The sequence below is a fragment of the Zobellia laminariae genome, from assembly GCF_030553095.1.
Lineage (GTDB): Bacteria > Bacteroidota > Bacteroidia > Flavobacteriales > Flavobacteriaceae > Zobellia > Zobellia laminariae.
Genome location: NZ_CP130738.1, coordinates 1,002,275 through 1,018,117 on the forward strand (window position 1 = coordinate 1,002,275; position 15,843 = coordinate 1,018,117).

A 15,843-nucleotide genomic window follows, 5' to 3' on the forward strand; every position below is an offset into this window, starting at 1 on the left:
TAACTTTAGCGAGTTTATCTTCATTAACAGTACAATTAAAAATAGACTAGCCAAGGTTATTGACTAATATCATATTACTGTTTCAATCTGATACTTATTTTTGATAAGTAATTTAATATAGATGTAAAATGAGAGGTAGCTCAAATACTTTAATTTATGTTATTGCCGGCATTATTTTACTTCATTTTGTTGTCGGCTTTATTTGGCTTATTTACAAATTGAATAAAAAAAAGAAAGATTAAGTCGTTGATCAATTTACTCGCAATTGAGTTGAAAGTCTCATACGATGTTTGAGATCTGAATCATCTCAACTTCTTATTTACCCAGTATGTTTTTAACCCACCCAATACACTCAGCTTCATCAACAATTGACCATGAATGAGGATGCCTTTCCCCATTGCTCCGGTAACCAGTTCCCAATGTTTGAATGAACTCGGCCTTTTCATTACCCAAAATAAGCAGCCTATTGATTAACTCTGAGGTTGCCATAAAATTTTGATTTTTCGCACTTTGGTATCTATTCTGTAATCGCCATGAAATATCCACATCATGATATGTTCGTACAGCAATATTTTTTAAGTGAACTTCATGCTCTCCATATTCCCTATTCATAGAAAAAGGATTCATTTTAGCATACATAGATACATTTTCTGCAGGATTACCGTATCTAGTGGTCAACAGCTCAGTTACGTATTTAGCTTCCTGTACCGCTATTTCTGATTTATCGTTTTTTATAGTCTCCTCAAACCCTTCCCACAAACGGAAAACATCTATTGGCGAATCAACCACAAATACACCTTTGGGTTGAATAGGATATTTTTCGGGCGTTTCTAAACACAATTCCACATATCTTAAAGCAATGGTGCCACCGGCAGAGAATCCACCCATAACAAACTTCTCCTTATCCACAGAGAATCGTTCTACAACATCCTTTAATACCTTAGTAAATTTCTCTTGAATTTCTTCATTTAGCAATAACCTAGAACCAGCAGCAAAACCAATGGTCAGTATATTATTTTCATATGCTTCTTTATGAAGTTTGGTTTCGGGAAAAATAGTTTCGGCGTGCTGTCCAAAACCATAAGTAACAAAACTAATACGCCTTCAACTTTATTTCCGGCAGGTACTACAGCTAAATAGTAACCACTAGTTTCATCCTCCTCATCCAAAACTATTTTCTCTACAGATTGAGAAGAACCTATTTGGCAAATTAGAAAAAATAGTAAAATAGAGAAATGTTTCATTTGCTGTAATTAAATCACGAGTTAAATAGGCCCCTAAAAGAAAAACGCCTCGCTATAAATTAGCGAAGCGTTTTTTTATTTTACTTTAAATAGTCTTTAGCTTTGGACAGAGCCTCTTCTATACCTTCTGGCTTTTTACCACCAGCGGTTGCAAAGAAAGGCTGGCCTCCACCGCCACCTTGGATAAATTTACCTAACTCCTTAACGATAGTTCCGGCATTCAATCCTTTTGACGCTACCAGTTCTTTTGAAATATAACAAGACAACAACGCTTTTCCGTTTTGGTCCGTAGCAAAGAGAAGGAAAAGATTATCCTTGTTCTGACCCATTTCAAAACTAAGGTCTTTAATTCCAGAAGCATCTAAATCTATTTTCTTGGCCAGAAATTGAACACCGTTTACTTCTTCTAGCTCATTTAATAAATCTCCTTTCAGGTTTTTAGCTTTGTCTTTTAAGAGTCCCTCTACCTCCTTTTTCAACTTTGCATTTTCTTCCTGCAAATTAGAGACCGCCTTTACCGTGTCTTGAGCGTTATTCAACAGCCCTTTCATATCAGAAATGATTCTATCGTTTTCATCATAGAAATCTTTAACGGCATCGGAAGTAATCGCTTCAATTCTTCGAATACCTGAAGCTACTGCCCCTTCTGATTTAATCTTAAAATGCCAGATATCACCAGTATTTTTTACGTGGGTTCCTCCACAAAGTTCAATGGACTGTCCAAAACGGACAGTTCTTACCGTATCTCCATATTTTTCACCAAAAAGAGCCATAGCACCTGCTTTCACAGCTTCTTCCATTGGTATGTTCCTATGTTCCTCAAAAGGTAACTGGCCTTCAATACGTGCATTTACAAAACTTTCTACCTCTCTAAGTTCCTCCGGAGTAACCTTAGAAAAGTGAGAAAAATCGAATCGTAAATATTTAGAATGTACGGCAGAACCCTTCTGCTCTACATGGGTACCAAGTACCTCTCGTAAAGCTTGGTGTAGCAAATGCGTAGCCGTATGGTTGGCCTGAGTACGTTCTCGTTGTTTCTTGTCTACTACCGCTTTAAACGTTCCGTTTATGTCTTTAGGAAGGTTTTTGGTAAAGTGGATAATTTCATTGTTCTCTTTTTTGGTGTCTAAAATGTAAACTACATCGCCATTAGGCATTTCCAAGTACCCTTTATCACCAACTTGCCCACCACCTTCTGGATAGAAAGGAGTAAGGTTAAATACCAATTGATATTGTTCTCCTGCCTTTTTAGAAGTTACTCTTCTATATTTTACCAGTTTTACATTAGACTGAAGCACGTCATAACCAACAAACTCCTGTTCTAAATCTGGTGAAAGCACTTCCCAGTCATCTTTAGAAATCTCTGAAGCCGATTTTGAACGATTCTTCTGTTCTTGCATGGCTACCTCAAATCCTTTGTCATCTAGGCTTAATCCTTTTTCAGAAAGGATAAGAGCTGTTAAATCTATAGGAAAGCCATAAGTATCATATAATTCAAAAGCCTTTCTACCGTCAACCTCTTTACCTTTTACATTGGCTATTATCTGATCTAAAAGAACAAGACCTTGCTCCAACGTTTTTAAGAAGGAATACTCTTCTTCTTTAATTACGTTTTCAATTAACTGGCGCTGCTCCTTCAACTCTGGGAAAGCCTCTCCCATACTTTCGGTAAGCTCGCTTACCAAACGGTACATAAACGGTTCTTTTGTATTTAAGAACGTAAAACCATAACGCACGGCACGTCTTAAAATACGTCTGATCACATAGCCTGCACCCGTATTGCTAGGCAATTGCCCATCTGCAATAGAAAAAGAAACGGCGCGAATATGATCTGCAATTACACGGATGGCAATATCAGTCTCCTCATCTTTACCATATTTACTATGCGTTATAATCTCTATTTCACGAATAATAGGTTTAAAAACATCTGTGTCGTAGTTAGATTTCACGTCTTGAAGCACCATACACAAACGTTCAAAACCCATTCCGGTATCTACATGTTTGGCTGGTAACGACTCCAATGAACCATCTGCCTTACGATTGTACTGCATGAAAACCAAATTCCATATTTCAACCACCTGTGGGTGATCAGCATTTACTAAAGAAGCTCCAGAAACTTTGGCTTTTTCTTCCGCAGAACGGATATCTACATGAATTTCAGAACAAGGTCCGCATGGGCCTTGATCTCCCATTTCCCAGAAATTATCTTTTTTATTACCTAAAATAATCCGATCTTCAGGTACAATTGCCTTCCATAAATCAAAAGCTTCCGTATCTAACGATAGGTTGTCTGCATCTTTACTTCCTTCAAAAACTGAAACATAAAGGCAATCCTTATCAACCTTTAAAACTTCTGTAAGCAACTCCCATGCCCATGAAATAGCTTCGGCTTTAAAATAATCGCCAAAACTCCAGTTTCCCAACATTTCAAACATTGTATGGTGGTAGGTATCCTTACCTACTTCCTCCAAATCATTATGTTTTCCGCTAACGCGCAAACACTTCTGAGAATCTACAACTCTCGTGTTTTTAGCAACGGTATTCCCCAAAAAGAACTCCTTAAACTGGTTCATGCCCGCATTAGTGAACATAAGAGTAGGGTCATCTTTGACGACCATTGGAGCAGATGGAACTATTTTATGTCCTTTTTCTTTATAAAAATTTAAGAATTGAGATCGGATTTCCTTGGAAGTCATAGAGAATTATAAGGTTTTACAAAAATTAGCGTTTTAAAGGAAAGTATTTCTATATTTGTTTATCCCGCTAAAACAGCACAAAAATAGGATAAAATAGATACATGTCTAAGGTAAAGTATTATTACGATCCAGATACGCTATCGTATCGCAAGATAGAGGCCAAAAAATCGCGCCGCTATCGTAATATTGCCCTATTTTTTATAGGTTCATTTCTTTTTGGTTTGATGTGCTTGGTATTCTTAATGAACACCAATCTTATCAATACCCCAAGAGAGCTTTCGCTTTCGCGGGAAGTAAAAAACTATGAACTTCAGTTTGAGCTTTTAAATCGAAAGATGGGTCAAATTGAAGAGGTTTTGGCCAATATAGAAGACCGAGACAACAACATCTACCGTTTATATTTTGAAGCCAACCCTATACCAGAAGAACAGCGAAGAGCTGGTTTTGGAGGTATTAACCGTTACAAATCTTTGGAGGGTTTCAATAATTCAGAAATGGTTACCGCCACGACCAAGCGTCTGGACATCATTAAGAAACAAATGTCCATTCAGTCCAAATCGTTGGATGAAATAACAAAACTGGCAGAAGAAAAAGAAAAATTCTTGATGGCTATTCCTGCTATTCAACCAGTTACCAATGAAAGCCTTAAGCGAATGGCTTCCGGTTTTGGCTGGCGTTCGGATCCTTTCACCAAAGCACGTAAACTGCATAGAGGTATGGATTTTTCCGCACCAAAAGGCACACCGGTATATGCACCTTGGTGATGGTAAAGTAACCCGTGCAGATAACGGTTCGTCCGGTTATGGTAAACATATACGTATAGATCATGGTTACGGATACAAAACCCTTTATGGACACCTAAGCGAGTATAATGTAAAGAAAGGTCAAAGAGTAAAACGTGGAGATTTAATTGGATTTGTAGGTAACACAGGCCGTTCAGAAGCTCCGCATTTACATTACGAAGTTTGGAAAGATGAAGACCGCATTAACCCTATAAATTTCTACTACGGCAGTTTGACCGCAGAAGAATTTGAGAATATGCTCAAACACGCAGCACAAGAAAATCAATCTTTGGATTAATGCAAATAGATCTCCCAGAAAAAAGGTACTATGGCATTGGCGAAGTCGCCAAGGCTTTTGACGTGAACACCTCCCTAATTCGTTTTTGGGAGAAAGAATTTGATGCACTCAAGCCTAAGAAAAATGCGAAAGGCAATCGCAAATTCACGCCACAGGACATTGACAACCTTAAACTCATTTACCACTTGGTAAAAGAGCGTGGTTTTACTTTAGATGGTGCGAAAACCCACTTAAAGGAGAACCGTCAAAAAACGCTTAATAACTTCGCTATTATTGACAAATTAGAGCGTATTAAAGTTGAATTGACGAAAATTAAAGATCAACTGTAACTTTTTGATCAATTTGTGGTCTAATGTATTGAACACACTGTTTTGCTAATTACAGCACATTAACTATAACCTAATATTTTTAAAATGAAAAAAGGATTAATCGTACTTATTGTACTAGGAGTCATTGCCGTTGGTCTTTACCAATGGGCTGTTGGTTTTAACAATACCGCAGTAACCTTAGAAGCCAACGCAAAAACATCTTGGTCTAATGTAGAAAGTGCCTACCAACGTAGAAACGACCTTATCGGAAATTTAGTGAAAACGGTACAAGGTGCAGCAGATTTTGAACGTGGTACACTTACAGATGTTATTGAAGCACGTGCAAAAGCAACTTCAACAACTATTGATGCCAATAACCTTACGCCAGAAAAAATGGCCGCTTTCCAACAAGCACAAAGTGGACTTACAGGTGCTTTGAGTAAATTGATGGTAGTAGTAGAGCGTTATCCAGAACTTAAAGCGAATCAGAACTTCTTAGAGCTACAAGCACAATTAGAAGGCACTGAAAACCGTATAAACGTTGAACGAAACAAGTTTAACGAAACTGTAAATCTATACGACATACACATCTCTAAATTCAAGGTTCATTCTTAGCAGGTATTTTTGGATTTGAAGATATGGCACGCTACAAAGCTGACGCAGGTTCAGAAAATGCTCCTGATGTTGAATTTGATTTCAAATAGCATATGTCAAGAGTAGAAGCATTTTTAACGGCAGATGAAGAGCAGGAAATTGTCAAGGCTATACATATGGCCGAGAAAGACACTTCTGGCGAAATAAGAGTGCATATTGAGCCGCACACACGCCTAGACCCTATTGAAAGGGCAAAAGAAGTGTTTCTACTCTTGAAAATGGAAAATACCAAAGAAGCTAATGGTGTTTTGATCTACGTTGCCGTAAACGATAGAAAATTTTCTATATACGGAGACCAAGGCATTAATAAGGTAGTACCCGATAATTTTTGGGACACTACCAAAGATGTCATTCAAAACCAATTTCAAAAAGGAAACTTTAAGCAGGGTATCATAGACGGTATCTTAAAAGCCGGAAAAGAGCTGCAAGCACATTTTCCTTGGGAGCACGGCGATAAAAATGAACTTAGTGATGAAGTATCTAAAGGGTAGTATACTCGTATTGACTTTTTTAATTCTAGGAAGTGCTTTTGGACAAGCTATCATTCCTGAAAAACCTGACTTCATACCTGCCGTAATAGACAGCACTAATACATTATCAACTTCCGAATTCAATTCTCTATCTAAAAAATTACAAAAATACAGCGACTCCACCTCTACCGAAATCCTTGTTATGCTAATGCATTCAACCAAAGGAGAAGAAATAAAATTTTATGCCGCTCAATTAGCTCATGAATGGGAAATTGGTAAAAAAGGCAAAGACAATGGAATCATTATCTTACTAGCAAAAGATGACAAAAAAGTAGCTATACAAACAGGTTATGGAATAGAGTACCTTTTGACCGATGCTCTTTCAAAAAGGATTATTGAAAACATAATGCTTCCTCAATTCAGAGAAAGTGATTTCTATGGCGGGCTCAATCGAGGCACGGATACTATTTTTGAGATTTTGGGAGGTACATATATTGGCGATTCCCATTCTAATAACAATATTCCATTTGACACCTTACTCCCTGTTATTATCTTCTTTATTATACTTATAATTCTCTCAAGACGTAATCGCAATAAAGGTGGGGATCGTAATGGCGGGAACCGTTCTGGCGGTCTTGATTTGTGGGATATGATTATCCTCAGCAACATGGGTCGCAGCAGCGGCTCAGGGTCTTTTGGTGGTGGTTTTGGCAGTGGAGGAGGCAGCTTCGGAGGTTTTGGAGGAGGTGGCGGCTTTGGAGGAGGTGGCGCTTCTGGGGGTGGTAAGATATTTATAATACCCTTCATCGAATTTTTCCTTATTTTTCTATCCTTTCGTTTTACAATTGCTATATTATCAGTGCGATTCAATTAGGATTTTCAGTTATAACTTAGATCCAATAACAATTTCATTATGAGTATTGCGGTAAAACTAATGTTTATGGAAAATAAAAAGTCTCTTAAAAACAAAATAGTTTCCAATATCTCTGATTGTCTGCGCACAGCTGCAAAAAAAGAAAATAATCGCACAATTAAATCTCAATTAATTACTTCAGTTAAGAGTGCTTTAAGAAAGGCTGAAAATTCTAAATCATCAGCTATGACAATAAGTTATGATAATGATTCCATCTTAACTCTTAATAAAACCAACCACACCTTTATTCTGATTTCAAGCCCAGAGATTGAGAAACTTAAAAAAGAAAAATTGACCATAGAACATGAATTATGGATAAAGGAAAATGAAGTAAGAAATTTAATCCAACGTGAAAGCTTAACTAAAGATTTAACACGTAACGATGCAATCAAAGGATTAGTTTCAAACATCATTGAAAAATTCAATAAACTTTCAAAAGAAGAACAGGTTGAATTTGCTTCAAATAAGAAAAAAATATCTCATGGTGTCGAAGATTATGTTGAAAAGTTAATTGATGTTTATGATGAAGAAGGATATTGGGGTATTGATTACGCTAATACCGAGAATTTATTGAGTGATTTATCAACAGTTAAAGACATAGCCGTTTTAGCTGCAAACCTTTCAAAATATGTGCATTTAGCTACAAGAGGCGCCCATAAGGCAACTCAGCTAAAGCTTAAAATTGGCATAATGGAAAGGGATAAACTAAAACTGGAATTAGCTGAAATCGACAGGCTACTCGAAATAGAATATACCAAGAATGGAGAACAATTTAGGTTTAATGGCGGATTTGGTGGAGGTGGTTTTGGCGGAGGCGGCGCTGACCGTCCTTTTTAATTACAAACAAGAATTCAATCTGAATTATAAACCTACAACAAGTACTAATGAACAACTCTATTTGAATTGTACCATCGAAATAAATTTGTAATTAATCCTAAACTCTTCAGTGGATTGGTCTCGCAATAATGTTTTAATACGAGACGTTTATCTTATTACAGCTATCTCGGTATTGTTTAACGCAACCATTTTCCCTTAAAAACTCTTATTGGAAAATTACTATCAAAAAATTGTTTTTCATTCTACCGCTAGTCCTAATCCTTTCAATGTGTTTATCTGATGACACAAAAGATTATGATTTTTTAGCAGTAACCTGCGCATCTGGCTTCTCTAATCTTTACATAGAACTTGCAGATAGTGAGAATAGCGAAAATCTACTAACTAATGAGACCTATACCGCCTCTGACATTACAATTTCAGGAAATGAAACCATAGAATTTTCGATTCAAGATATAGCTGAAAAGAAAATTTTAACTCTTTCTGACTCCGAATGGGAAATAGGCACTTACAATTATGTTTTAACTGTTGGAGATTCAAATAATTTTGATATAACATTAAAACTCGCCCGTACAGATGTTGAAGGTTGCTGTTCTAATACGCTACTTATTGAATCTTTAGAAATTGACGGCGAAATTCAAGAAGACAACTCCACTATATTCAAAATCCCCATAAATAACCTAGACTAATCTAAATCACTTACAGGGATTATGTATACTATCTAAAACTACTTACAACTAGTTTTATTTCTTTCTCATATATATTGTAATGGGCACACCATTAAAATCAAAATTCTCTCTTAATTTATTCTCTAAGAACCGCTTGTAAGGATCCCGAACATATTGTGGCAAATTACAGAAGAATGCAAATTGAGGATAATTTGTGGGCAACTGCGTTATATACTTGATTTTTACGTATTTATCCTTGTAAGCAGGTGGTGGTGTACGCTCTATAACAGATAACATCACATCATTAAGTATACGTGTTTTCACCTTCTTAGAACGACGTTGGTAAACCTCTACGGCTGTTTCAATAGCTTTGTAGATACGTTGTTTAGTTAAAGCTGATATAAAGAGAATAGGCACATCTACAAAAGGCTCCATCGCTTCTTTAATACGCTGGGTATATTGCTTCATAGTATTGGTCTCCTTATCCTCTATCAAATCCCATTTGTTTACCAGAATAACAATACCCTTGTTATTACGTTGGGCCAACCAGAAAATATTTTCGACTTGACCGTCAAAACCACGCGTGGCATCCAACATCAATAAACAAACATCACAATGTTCAATAGCACGAACAGAACGCATTACAGAATAAAACTCAAGATTTTCCTTCACCTTAGCTTTTCTTCTAATACCTGCAGTATCTACAATATTAAAGTCAAAACCAAAACGATTATACTTTACATCTATACTATCTCTAGTTGTACCCGCAATATCCGTAACAATGTAACGGTCTTCGCCAATTAAAGCGTTTATAAAAGAAGATTTTCCTGCGTTAGGTCTTCCAACCACAGCAAATCTAGGTAACTCATCCTCTTCTTCTTCATGCTCTGGAAGTACTTCCACTAAAGCATCAAGCAGTTCTCCCGTACCGCTACCATTTATACTAGAAAGAGTAAAATAATCACCCAATCCCAAAGAATAAAACTCAACGGCATCTTCTGCACGCTTGGCATTATCTACTTTATTAACGGCTAAGAAAACAGGTTTTTTAACTCTACGTAGCAAGTTGGCCACATCTTCGTCCATACCAGTTATACCACTTTCTACGTCTACCATAAAAATTATGGCATCTGCTTCATCAATGGCAAGTTCTACTTGTTTATCTATTTCCTGCTCAAAAATATCATCGCTACCTTGTACATAGCCTCCTGTATCTATAAGCGAAAATTCTTTTCCATTCCAATCACTCTTTCCATAATGGCGATCACGGGTAACCCCACTCACGGCATCGGTAATAGCTTCCCTTCGTTGAATCAAACGGTTAAAAAACGTGGATTTCCCTACGTTCGGTCTCCCTACAACGGCTACAATAGCACTCATACTTCCTAATTTTGCTGCAAAAATAGTATTAATCCCGATGGAATCGTAATTCTAATCAACTAATCGTAAGGAAATTAAAAAGAGAATCCCCAAATTCCAACTTGAAATTCGGGGATTCTAATATTTTAAATACCTAAAACAGATTATTTTATCTCATAAATTGAAACCGTATTGGACACCTCATTGGTGATAACCAACAAATTTTCACCGTTAGGAGACTCATCTGCAGGAATAACCAAAAGACCTTCTGGCGCCACATCTTCCGTATTGAAAATCCATTCTAAAAATTCTGGAGCAGATGGGTTGGTTATATCATACACCATAGCACCACCTGTTCTTTCAAGACCCACAAATAACAAGGTAGACTCACCAATTTTCAATGTCGTTACCGACTCTGGTTCCGCCCCCTTATCATCACTCCTACCATCTGCTTCACCTTCATCATTATTAAACAAAGCGGGTGCAATCTCAAGTGTTTTCCTTCCTATTTCATCTCCACTATCATAAACCATTTGCCCTTGTGGACTCCAAATAGTAAATGAGCGTGCGCCGTAAGAATATATCTTATCAAAATCACCATCACCATCCGTATCACCATTAGCTGTGGTCGTTTTTAATCTACCTAAATTTTCATCTGCCTGAAGTTCTTCGGCATTAGGAAAAGCAGTTGCATCCAACTCTAGGTCTTTCACCCTTTCTTCTTCTGAATAACCATCATAATCACGAGAATCGCCTTCATTGGCAGAAATAATATACCCGGCTCCTCCTATTTGAGCATAGGTAATGGCATCTGGCATATAAAAACCAAAAACTGGCCATGTCTGAAAATTCCCTACAATATCATCTTTATTACTGGCATCCATAGCATTTTCGGTAAGTGAATGGTCCTTCACCCCCAATCCAAAAATATCTGAAATAGTCATAGCCGTTAAGTCAACTACCGCCATACCATTGTTTTCCTGTAAACTGATATAAGCATATTTGCTATCCTCGGAAACAGCCACATATTCAGGCTCCGTATCCTGAGCCAAAGAGGCACCAGGACCAAAAACCCTAAAGTCATTACCAATGGTTTGCCCGTTATAATTGATAAAAAATAACGTATTTATTTCATTCTTCTCAATATCTATTATACTTACAGAACCCTCAGGATCTACCGTATAATCGTCATTAGGCTCACCTTCGTTAGCCGAAATAATATATTTTCCATTAGGGCTAAAAGCAACCATATCCGGTAATGCTCCCGCATGATATGAATTAGCTAAAGTCATAGTAGCCGTTTCGTACACCTCAATAGTACCGTCCGCTTGTTTGTTTTCATTTTCTAAAGCGATAGCTAAAAGACCGTCATGAACTGCAACACTGTTGGGAGTTCCGGTTAAAGGGATAGAAACTTGTTTTGAAGGAGAGGAAAGCTGAGAAATATCCCAAACAGAAACTTCACTTTCGGTAGGGTTAACGACAAATAGATTATTGGTAGCTGCATCAAAGGCACTAATTTCGGCGAAGCCCTCATCACCGGAACCATTAACGAACCCACCAATTTTAGTAAAGGTGAGTTCTGAAGTGTTTACAATTGAATCTTGGTCTGGATGACCTACAAGGTCTTCTACTTTTTCACAGGAAAAAGTAGTTAATGCAATAAGGATAAGCGAAATGCTTTTAATTTTTTTCATCTTCAAGGTTGGTTATTAATCGCCAAAGATGAAATTTCGAGGTCACTTAAATGTTAGCTTAAGAATAACCAATGTTTAAAAGAACGCTACTAAATAGTTAAGATGTTTTAGTTATTGTATCCAAAACGTTTTAGCTGACGAGCATCACTACGCCAGTTTTTATTGACCTTAACGTACAATTCTAAATGTACTTGTTTACCAAAAAACTTTTCTAGGTCTTTACGGGACTCTACTCCTACCCTTTTAAGGGCGCTACCTTTATGACCAATGATAATACCTTTCTGAGAATCGCGTTCTACCATAATAACCGCTCTCATTCTAATGATATCTTCATCTTCAAAAAATTCTTCGGTATCGATTTCCACAGAATATGGAATCTCTTTTTTGTAGTGTATTAAGATTTTCTCGCGAATAGTCTCGTTTACAAAAAATCGTTCAGGCTTATCCGTCAGTTGGTCTTTTGGATAATATGCAGGTGCTTCTGGAAGTAATTCTATAATACGTTCAAAAACGTTCTTGATATTGAAATTAGATAAAGCCGAAATAGGATGTAATTCTACCGTTGGAAGCATTTCTTGCCAATACTGCACTTGTTCTTCCAACAATTCCTGGGTAGTGGTATCTACTTTATTCAGCAGTAACAAAACTGGAATCTTACTGTTCTTTATCTTTTCAAAAAAAGCTTCGTCCTTTAAAGCCTTTTCACCAATCTCCACCATGTACAAAAGTACATCTGCATCTTCAAAAGCAGACTTTACAAAATTCATCATTGAAGATTGTAGTTCGTAGGCCGGCTTAATGATACCCGGAGTATCCGAAAGAATTGCTTATAAATCATCGCCATTAACGATACCAAGAATACGGTGTCTTGTAGTCTGAGCCTTAGAGGTAATGATGGATAACTTCTCGCCCACAAAAGCGTTCATCAAAGTAGACTTGCCCACGTTGGGGTTGCCAATAATATTTACGAATCCTGCTTTATGCTTTTGCATTTTTGATTTTTTTAAAATAGTCGGCCGCCGCTGCATTAACTTTCGGTGCCAGTAATAAAACGGCAATCATATTCGGTATGACCATAAGTGCATACGATAGATCTATCAGGTTTTTAACCAAATCTAGCGAAGCTACTGCTGCAAAAATAATCATGATTACGAAATACCAGTTGTAAAACTTCCCAATTTTTGCATTAGTCAAGAAAGAAAGGCACTTTACACCGTAATATGAGTACGTAAACAAGGTAGACATGGCAAAGGCAGTTACAATTACCATCAGCAAAACATCGCCATAACCAAAAAGTGTAGTTTCAAATGCCGAAAGTGTCATTACAATTCCGCTACCATCTTCTAAATAAGCGCCACTTAAAATAATAACAACTGCTGTAAAGGTACATACCAAAATAGTATCTATAAATGGACCTAACATTGCCACAAGACCTTCCTTTATAGGATTATCTGTCTTTGATTGTCCGTGATACATAGGAGCGCTACCCAAACCTGCTTCGTTAGAAAACATGGCCCGGCGGACACCTATTATAACCAGCCCCCAGAAACCTCCGGTAACTATAGTATTAAAGTTCCACGCCTCTGTAATTATTAGTTTTAAAGATGGAATAATTTGTGAAGCATTCAATACCATCACAACCACCACAGCTATTAAATATACCATTACCATAAAAGGTACAATAGCAGATGCTACTTTGGCTATCTTTTCTAATCCTCCAAAAATCACGAAAGAAGTAACGGCTGCGAGAATTATTCCTATGCTCAATTTCCAATTTAAATCGCTCATATGGAAGAGAGTTTCGGACGGCTCAACTACGCTCATAAAAGTTTCTGTAAACTGATTTGCCGTAAAGACGCCCAGAAAACCGAATAACCCACAGACCGCAAAGAATATAGCCAAAGGCTTTGCCTTTGGGCCAAGACCTAGAGTGATGTAATACATAGGACCACCCTGTACTTTACCATCTGAATCCGTACTACGGAACATAACCGCTAGACTGCACGAATAAAATTTAATACACATACCGATGATTGCAGTAACCCAAATCCAAAAAACAACACAGGACCACCATCATGAATGGCAATAGCTACACCAGATATGTTTCCCAGACCTACCGTAGCAGCAACTGCTGCGGAAAGCGCTTGAAAAGAACTAACATCACCTTCAGCCTTATCATTATCGTACTTACCCGCCGTAATAGCTATGGCATGACCAAAGTAACGGTACGGCAAAAACTTGGAGTAAAACACTAAAAAGAGACCGCCTCCAATAAGTAAAAGAAACATTGGCCACTCTGTATAAGGCAGCGCGGCAGAAATAAAATCGTTTATTGTATCCATAAATAGGCTTGCAAGCCCCGAAGATATGGAATTTGGATATTTTTTAAGGTATGCTTAAAAAGATTCTGCTCTAAGTTTGGAATTAAGTAAAAAACAGTTGTATATTTGCAGCCCGTTACAAATAGTAGCGCACCTTTATCTCGTCAGCCTAATGACCTGAAGTCGCAAGACAAGTGAGATAAAAACCCATATCGCGGGGTAGAGCAGTAGGTAGCTCGTCGGGCTCATAACCCGAAGGTCGCTGGTTCGAGTCCAGTCCCCGCTACTAGAAAAAAGGCTCTTGAGAAATCAAGAGCTTTTTTTATGCCCAATTTTTAGGGTTGGTTATCTGCCTATAGAAAAGCTCCACATTCGTACTAGAATAGTTGATGCCAATACTAGAACAAGAGACTCCAAATTTAAGATTCACAAATAAAATCTACTATTCAACACCCTTTAAGTCAATAATCTTCCCTCTATTAATGGAATCATTTACCAGCAAATACAACAAATTAATTGCCTGATACATAACCATACTTAATTTAAAGTTCTTTTGAGAAACAAAAGTGGACATATTCAAATGCACTTTAAGAACCAACTCTTTTTGCTAATTATGAGGTTGAAAGACACGTATTAAAAGGCAAAAAATATTAAATAGGAAGATTATGGATAGAAGAAAATTTATAGCACATACACTGCAAGCGGGAACTTTTGTTGCAATGTCTGCAACACCTGATTCGGAATGAAGAATTTAAATTTTATGCAAAAGGATTTGTTCTTTAAAATCTCGTTGGCACAGTGGTCTTTCCACAATGTCCTACGGGCGGGAAAAATGGATAATCTTGATTTTCCTATAAAAGCCAGAAGCCTAGACTGTGAAGGATTAGAATATGTTAACCAATTTTTTATGGACAAGGCAATGGATAAAAAATATCTTGCTGAAATGAATAATAGAGCCAATTCTGAAGGGGTTAAGAATGTTTTAATCATGATTGACCAAGAAGGACAACTGGCTGATGCAGATTCTAAAAAACGTTTACAGGCCATAGAAAATCATCGCAAATGGATTGATGCGGCCCACTTTCTTGGATGCCATGCCATTAGAGTGAATTTAGGCGGGGGAGTTGAAAAGACAGAGGCCAATAAAGCAGCTATTGATTCATTACAAAAGCTTGCGGATTTCTCCGCAGGTTCTAATATCAATATTTTAGTTGAAAATCATGGCGGGTTCTCTTCCAATGGCACATGGTTGGCGAATATTATGAAAAATGTTGAGCGTAAAAATTGTGGCACTTTGCCAGATTTTGGCAATTTCTGTATCAAAAAAAATAAAAATCGAGAATGTTTAGAAGAGTATGATAAGTACAAAGGGATTGCCCAGATTTTGCCCTTTGCTAAAGGAGTAAGTGCAAAAGCAAGTGAATTTGATTCTGCTGGAAATGAAAAGAACATAGATTATTTAAAAATGATGAAACTGGTCAAAGAATCAGGATATGAAGGCTTTATCGGCATCGAATTCAGCACATCCTCCGCTTCAGAAGAAGAAGGAATAAAAATGACGCGGGACCTGCTTATACGTGCCGGTTCTCAAGTTTAATT

The 15,843-nt window shown here is 37.2% G+C and carries 11 protein-coding genes, 1 tRNA gene and 4 pseudogenes; 9 read left to right on the forward strand and 7 right to left on the reverse strand.

The annotated features are described in order from the left end of the window. Positions 1-315: 315 nt before the first annotated feature. The 3 genes from Q5W13_RS04860 to alaS form a co-directional block, all read right to left on the reverse strand. A complete protein-coding gene (locus Q5W13_RS04860; RefSeq protein ID WP_304445535.1) occupies positions 316-975 on the reverse strand; it encodes a hypothetical protein in 660 nt (219 codons plus the stop codon). A 29-nt stretch (positions 976-1,004) separates the two neighbouring features. Beyond that, a complete protein-coding gene (locus Q5W13_RS04865; protein ID WP_304445536.1) occupies positions 1,005-1,244 on the reverse strand; it encodes a hypothetical protein in 240 nt (79 codons plus the stop codon). Positions 1,245-1,324: 80 nt separating this feature from the next. Beyond that, entirely contained in the window at positions 1,325-3,940 is a 2,616-nt protein-coding gene (alaS, locus tag Q5W13_RS04870) for an alanine--tRNA ligase (protein ID WP_304445537.1), read from the reverse strand. A 101-nt stretch (positions 3,941-4,041) separates the two neighbouring features. Between alaS and Q5W13_RS04875 the strand changes: the two are divergent. From Q5W13_RS04875 to Q5W13_RS04905, 7 genes and pseudogenes are all read left to right on the forward strand, one after another. Continuing rightward, a pseudogene (locus Q5W13_RS04875) lies at positions 4,042-5,020 on the forward strand (M23 family metallopeptidase). Then, complete coding sequence (locus Q5W13_RS04880) at positions 5,020-5,349, forward strand: MerR family transcriptional regulator (protein WP_155598242.1); 330 nt, start codon at positions 5,020-5,022, stop codon at positions 5,347-5,349. The pseudogene Q5W13_RS04875 and the gene Q5W13_RS04880 overlap by 1 nt, the downstream one beginning before the upstream one ends. An 84-nt stretch (positions 5,350-5,433) precedes the next feature. Further along, positions 5,434-6,032: pseudogene (locus tag Q5W13_RS04885) on the forward strand (LemA family protein). A gap of 3 nt (positions 6,033-6,035) precedes the next feature. After that, positions 6,036-6,473 carry a TPM domain-containing protein gene (locus Q5W13_RS04890; protein WP_304445538.1) on the forward strand — a complete coding sequence of 146 codons (438 nt, stop codon included), beginning with the start codon at positions 6,036-6,038 and terminating at the stop codon, positions 6,471-6,473. Further along, positions 6,454-7,326 carry a TPM domain-containing protein gene (locus Q5W13_RS04895; protein ID WP_304445539.1) on the forward strand — a complete coding sequence of 291 codons (873 nt, stop codon included), beginning with the start codon at positions 6,454-6,456 and terminating at the stop codon, positions 7,324-7,326. Before Q5W13_RS04890 ends, Q5W13_RS04895 begins: the two co-directional genes overlap by 20 nt. Before the next feature lie 39 nt (positions 7,327-7,365). Then, positions 7,366-8,202 carry a hypothetical protein gene (locus Q5W13_RS04900; RefSeq protein WP_304445540.1) on the forward strand — a complete coding sequence of 279 codons (837 nt, stop codon included), beginning with the start codon at positions 7,366-7,368 and terminating at the stop codon, positions 8,200-8,202. Positions 8,203-8,468: 266 nt separating this feature from the next. Next, positions 8,469-8,888, forward strand: a complete 420-nt coding sequence (locus Q5W13_RS04905; protein WP_304445541.1) for a hypothetical protein — start codon at positions 8,469-8,471, stop codon at positions 8,886-8,888. 54 nt (positions 8,889-8,942) lie between these two features. On the opposite strand, the gene der is transcribed toward Q5W13_RS04905, so the two are convergent. From der to Q5W13_RS04925, 4 genes and pseudogenes are all read right to left on the reverse strand, one after another. Beyond that, on the reverse strand, positions 8,943-10,247 hold the full coding sequence (gene der / locus Q5W13_RS04910) for a ribosome biogenesis GTPase Der (protein WP_155598238.1): 1,305 nt from the start codon (positions 10,245-10,247) through the stop codon (positions 8,943-8,945). A gap of 143 nt (positions 10,248-10,390) precedes the next feature. Further along, positions 10,391-11,923 carry a choice-of-anchor I family protein gene (locus Q5W13_RS04915; protein ID WP_304445542.1) on the reverse strand — a complete coding sequence of 511 codons (1,533 nt, stop codon included), beginning with the start codon at positions 11,921-11,923 and terminating at the stop codon, positions 10,391-10,393. 107 nt (positions 11,924-12,030) lie between these two features. Next, positions 12,031-12,915 (reverse strand): annotated as a pseudogene (gene era / locus Q5W13_RS04920) (GTPase Era). Beyond that, a pseudogene (locus Q5W13_RS04925) lies at positions 12,902-14,265 on the reverse strand (alanine/glycine:cation symporter family protein). Before Q5W13_RS04925 ends, era begins: the two co-directional pseudogenes overlap by 14 nt. A gap of 192 nt (positions 14,266-14,457) precedes the next feature. Here Q5W13_RS04925 and Q5W13_RS04930 point away from each other — a divergent pair. Then, positions 14,458-14,530: transfer RNA gene (locus tag Q5W13_RS04930), tRNA-Met, on the forward strand. Between the two features lie 456 nt (positions 14,531-14,986). After that, the gene (locus Q5W13_RS04935; RefSeq protein ID WP_304445543.1) at positions 14,987-15,841 is read left to right on the forward strand and encodes a sugar phosphate isomerase/epimerase family protein; all 855 of its coding nucleotides are present in this window, start codon (positions 14,987-14,989) and stop codon (positions 15,839-15,841) included. The last annotated feature ends 2 nt before the right edge of the window (positions 15,842-15,843 follow it).

Bases quoted from the DNA above. Each gene is read 5' to 3' on its own strand.
- Q5W13_RS04865 (WP_304445536.1), bottom strand. From the start codon at position 1,244: ATGAAACATTTCTCTATTTTACTATTTTTTCTAATTTGCCAAATAGGT.
- alaS (WP_304445537.1), bottom strand. From the start codon at position 3,940: ATGACTTCCAAGGAAATCCGATCTCAATTCTTAAATTTTTATAAAGAA.
- Q5W13_RS04880 (WP_155598242.1), top strand. From the start codon at position 5,020: ATGCAAATAGATCTCCCAGAAAAAAGGTACTATGGCATTGGCGAAGTC.
- Q5W13_RS04890 (WP_304445538.1), top strand. From the start codon at position 6,036: ATGTCAAGAGTAGAAGCATTTTTAACGGCAGATGAAGAGCAGGAAATT.
- Q5W13_RS04895 (WP_304445539.1), top strand. From the start codon at position 6,454: ATGAAGTATCTAAAGGGTAGTATACTCGTATTGACTTTTTTAATTCTA.
- Q5W13_RS04900 (WP_304445540.1), top strand. From the start codon at position 7,366: ATGAGTATTGCGGTAAAACTAATGTTTATGGAAAATAAAAAGTCTCTT.
- Q5W13_RS04905 (WP_304445541.1), top strand. From the start codon at position 8,469: ATGTGTTTATCTGATGACACAAAAGATTATGATTTTTTAGCAGTAACC.
- der (WP_155598238.1), bottom strand. From the start codon at position 10,247: ATGAGTGCTATTGTAGCCGTTGTAGGGAGACCGAACGTAGGGAAATCC.
- Q5W13_RS04915 (WP_304445542.1), bottom strand. From the start codon at position 11,923: ATGAAAAAAATTAAAAGCATTTCGCTTATCCTTATTGCATTAACTACT.
- Q5W13_RS04935 (WP_304445543.1), top strand. From the start codon at position 14,987: ATGAAGAATTTAAATTTTATGCAAAAGGATTTGTTCTTTAAAATCTCG.